This is a genomic window from Bartonella sp. CL436QHHD, assembly GCF_042195105.1.
In the GTDB taxonomy this organism is placed as follows: domain Bacteria; phylum Pseudomonadota; class Alphaproteobacteria; order Rhizobiales; family Rhizobiaceae; genus Bartonella.
In genome coordinates, this window is record NZ_JBHINR010000053.1 from 1 (window position 1) to 4,288 (window position 4,288).

General features: G+C 42.4%; 4 protein-coding genes and 2 pseudogenes. All 6 read right to left on the reverse strand.

The window, feature by feature from the left end:
• Positions 1–11: 11 nt before the first annotated feature.
• Positions 12–418 (reverse strand): annotated as a pseudogene (locus ACFIKN_RS07315) (hypothetical protein).
• A 20-nt stretch (positions 419–438) separates the two neighbouring features.
• Positions 439–2,525 (reverse strand): annotated as a pseudogene (locus ACFIKN_RS07320) (hemagglutinin repeat-containing protein); the annotation flags it as partial.
• A gap of 186 nt (positions 2,526–2,711) precedes the next feature.
• Positions 2,712–3,188 carry a hypothetical protein gene (locus tag ACFIKN_RS07325; RefSeq protein WP_375658151.1) on the reverse strand — a complete coding sequence of 159 codons (477 nt, stop codon included), beginning with the start codon at positions 3,186–3,188 and terminating at the stop codon, positions 2,712–2,714.
• A gap of 64 nt (positions 3,189–3,252) precedes the next feature.
• On the reverse strand, positions 3,253–3,381 hold the full coding sequence (locus ACFIKN_RS07330; protein WP_375624300.1) for a hypothetical protein: 129 nt from the start codon (positions 3,379–3,381) through the stop codon (positions 3,253–3,255).
• On the reverse strand, positions 3,369–3,773 hold the full coding sequence (locus ACFIKN_RS07335) for a hypothetical protein (protein WP_375609489.1): 405 nt from the start codon (positions 3,771–3,773) through the stop codon (positions 3,369–3,371). The genes ACFIKN_RS07330 and ACFIKN_RS07335 overlap by 13 nt, the downstream gene beginning before the upstream one ends.
• Positions 3,770–4,288: filamentous hemagglutinin (locus ACFIKN_RS07340; RefSeq protein WP_375658152.1), on the reverse strand; the 519-nt coding region annotated here is incomplete at its 5' end. The genes ACFIKN_RS07335 and ACFIKN_RS07340, both read right to left, overlap by 4 nt.

Genomic DNA, 4,288 nt, shown 5'->3' on the forward strand with positions numbered 1-4,288 from the left:
AACAGCAAGACTTAAGGATAGCATTCATATTGTTCTGGATGCTTTTTACAAAAAGGGCTGTTTAAGCGCTTCTTGACACTGCGCTGTGGAACAACAGCACCTGGACGACAAATCGGGAGATTTTCGGCTTTATGGTTTACACACCATCCCCCCCCCTTTCATCTTTATAGCGGAAACCTGATTGAACCATACAAGCATGAATTGTTGCTATTGCATTGTTGCTTAAATTTCTGTTTTCTGGAAATACATCATAAGGAGCTGGCATACCACATTCTAATAAGGCTTTTCCTATTTCAGTAAAATCAGTAACACCATTTTTCTCCCACGCGCTCAAATACCCCCCAGGAGTTTTATTAAACTGACATCCTGCAATACCTAACAAAGTTACAGCACTTAATAATTTTACGATGTGTTTCATTTTTTCCTCCATGATCTAATTCAAGGTTTTTGTTCACGATGAGATGTGCCATAATTATAGCGACATTTTGGACTCGCATCTCCAAGACAAGTATGGGGACTTACAGGATTTGTGATCACTCTCCACCATTCTTTCCACCAATTACTACCAGCAGGTATTGTCTCGTAGGTATAGCCATTGCCGCCAATAATTCTGCTTACAAAGTCATATCTATTCCCATCAAAACCAATAGTGGTTTGTTTGCCATCACTCACATAACCTAACAGACCGGATGCAACTAAAACATTAAAGGCTGGTCCATAGAAATTGATATTCGTGTTGTCGGCTATCCCGTGCACCCCTTCTTGTTTGAAAGAATACAGCATATTCCCCAATGTCATTGTCCCGCGACTATGTCCATAAAGTTCTAATCCTGTAAGACCATAGCTATACATCAAATCTTTTGCTTCTTGTGTTGAATTGGTCAAACCCCAAAAGTTATTTTCCATAAACTTCTGATGGCCCGCGACTAGAAGTTCTGAGATAGCAGAATCAGCTTCTGGGAACACCACAAAATAAAGCGGATTATTTTTATCCTTCGCATGTTGCTCTGCATAAACAGCGGCTTCCTCTGGTGGTGTAAAGATTCCATTAAAGGACACATGCACCTTGCCATCAGCACCTTCTTGTAAATGCTGCTTTTCTTCATCCGTTAAATAATGTGCGTGAGGTATTTTTTGTCCACGAGCGTCTTCTATAGGCTCCCCATTTGCATCTATTTCATAGAGTATATTACCCTTTTCATCACGGTCGACCACAGCGATGGGGTGCTCTTTGATAAACATGGTTTTATAGGAATCATCGCTGTATTTAAATCCTTCTTCTAAAAGTTGGGTTGCCATTTCACGGTTTTCATGGACGATTTGTTCCAGCTTGCCTACATCGAGCTGTTGTACACCCTTATGGGCGGTGGCAGTATCACGATTAAGGGAGGCTATGGCTTGTTCCACGTCTTGCCCTGTCAATGCCTTCTGCCCTGCTTCATCAGTAATGACGATGGTGCCATCGCTAATGGCGGATTTGGTATATCCTTCCTCTGAATCTTTAGCTTTTGAATGATCTAAGACATTTTTAGCAATGTTTTTCCCGACACCATATTTGCCTTGATACATCGGACCACCGGCAGAAATGCTTAAACCTTGGCTGCTAGCTTGAGCATGCGCACCGTTGCTGATATCACTGGTGCTAATGCTTCCTGTGGTCAGGCTGTTTTTATCTGCCGGCGCGGTGCTGGCAATGATGCCTCCGGTCAGCGTTGTTTTATCTTTAACGTTGATCTTAAAACCGCCATCACCCGATTTGATGCCTGATTGCTCCACAACACTGTGATAATCACTAGAGGATTTATCCTTGTTCAAGGAAATATTGGTTGTGGCTGTACCATCCTTTTCTCGACTATTATAACCAATGGAAACAGAATTTTGCTTGCTAGAACTTTGTCCCGTATCACTGCGGCTGACAACGGTAAAATCACCCCCTACTTCCATTTCTACACGCTCTCCAGAAACCACGGCGCCTGCCAGTATGGTGTTTCCCTGACTTATGGTATGAAGAGTGCCAGTGCCTATAATATGGCTGTTCTTCTGGTGAACCTCCTCACTGGAACCCTTGCCTTTACCNGTATGGTGTTTCCCTGACTTATGGTATGAAGAGTGCCAGTGCCTATAATATGGCTGTTCTTCTGGTGAACCTCCTCACTGGAACCCTTGCCTTTACCAAAAGAAGCATTCCCCATCCACCTTGGACCATCGGTACCATAACTATACCCAACATTCATTGAAGCGCTTTGCGTATGATTTTGTGTGCTTTGTGTGTTTTGCGCACTTTCAAAAGTAATATCTTTACCTGCTCCCATGGTGATATTCCCGCTCTGTTTATCATTGCTTTGCATCGGGTTTGTGCCGACAATAATATCGGCTCCAACACCATGGATGCTGCCTTTGTGGGCTTGCATGTTGACAGCGCGTCCTGCTTCTATTGTTGTGGTCATCGCGGTGGAAGCTTGAGAAGAAGCTTCTGCTTTCTTAAAGCCCACTGTCATACTGCCAGATGCGCCAGCCTCGGTCAAACCGCTTAACGTATCCTGTGGATTGCCCCACGACTTTGGCTTCAAAATACGCATCCCCCGTAATGAAACCTTACCTGCCTTATTGTCGACTATCTTAAACACCAAATTAAAAGTGCCCGTTGTGTGGATAAAGAAGAAGACAGCTTTGATCCTCTACTTCATTCGTGATTTTATCTAACGACCTTTTTAACGATGGGGAGGACGCTTTGGTGATCGCTTTTGTAAAGCTTTTTGCTTTTGCTGACGTTTTCTTTCATCCTCAAAATGCGTTAGTAAAGCGCGTTCCTGTTTCGTTTTGTTGGTCACACCAAAGGTATCATTGTCCATAAATTGCTGATATCCAGCTAGCATCAAATTAGCTAAAAACGAGTCACTTTTCAGAGGTTGTACAAAATAGAGCCCTTTTGAATCTTGCAATTTATACCGGAAACCTGCTTTTTTCATGCACTCATAAACTGAGGCAAATTCACTCGCATACGAATTCATATCACTAGAAGAAGCATAAACCAGTTTCCAGCCACATTTTGATAAGGATTGTTGGATCATCGCTTTATCGACACCTGGTTTTTCCCATAATGCTAAAGTTGATGGAGGAGGTTGGTTAACACATCCAGCTGTATTTAAGAGAGCTATGCAACTCAATAGTTTTAAGATTTTCTTCATTTTTTCCCTCTTTCAATGGATTTATTTACTATAAAACAGCTCGGAGGCTTGTTGATATTTTCTGTCATCGCTGCTTAAAACAACGGTGAACAATATTGAGATGATGGATTGAGAAAACAATCGCGCCATTCCAAGCAAAAGCAAGGATAAGGGATTGTTGATCATCACCAATAGAAACACTTAAGGTTGGCATTTGCGACTATTTTTATATTTTTTACAAAAAGGGCTGTTTAAGCGCTTCTTGACACTGCGCTGTGGTATGACAGCACCTGGACGACAAATGGGCAAGTTTTCAGCTTTATGATTTCCACACCAGCCTCCCCCCACATCATATTTATAGCGAAATCCCGCTTGGAGCATGCAAGCATCAATGGTTGCATTTGCATTATAGCTGAGCTTTCTACTTTCTGGATCCTTATCATAAGGGGTTGGCATACCGCATTCTAACAAGGCTTTTCCTATCTCCGTAAAATCTGCTCCTGGCTTTTCCCATGCCCCTATAGAAGATATGGGAGTTTTATTAAACTGACATCCGGTGATACTTAACAAAGTTACAGCACCTAATAGCTTTAGAGTTTGTTTCATTTTTTACTCCATGATTTACTTGAAGGAACTTGTTCACGATGGGATGAGCCGTAAAGCATGCTGCACATACGCCCCACATCTCCAAGACAGGTATGGGAGCTTATGGGATTCATGGTCACTCTCCACCATTCTTTCCACCAGTTACTGCCAGCAGGTATTGTCTCGTAGGTATAGCCATTGCCGCCAATAATTCTGCTGACAAAGTCATATCTATTCCCATCAAAGCTAATAGTGGTTTGTTTGCCATCACTCACATAACCTAACAGACCGGATGCAACTAAAACATTAAAGGCTGGTCCATAGAAATTGATATTCGTGTTGTCGGCTATCCCGTGCACCCCTTCTTGTTTGAAAGAATACAGCATATTCCCCAATGTCATGGTACCACGGCTATGTCCATAAAGTTCTAACCCTGTAATACCATGGCTATACACCAAATCTTTTGCTTCTTGTGTTGAATTGGTCAAACCCCAAAAGTTATTTTCCATAAACTTCTGATAGCCCGCGACTAGAAG

Excerpts from the sequence above, each read along its gene's own strand:
- ACFIKN_RS07325 (WP_375658151.1), bottom strand. The coding sequence starts at position 3,188 with ATGAAGAAAATCTTAAAACTATTGAGTTGCATAGCTCTCTTAAATACA.
- ACFIKN_RS07330 (WP_375624300.1), bottom strand. The coding sequence starts at position 3,381 with ATGCCAACCTTAAGTGTTTCTATTGGTGATGATCAACAATCCCTTATC.
- ACFIKN_RS07335 (WP_375609489.1), bottom strand. The coding sequence starts at position 3,773 with ATGAAACAAACTCTAAAGCTATTAGGTGCTGTAACTTTGTTAAGTATC.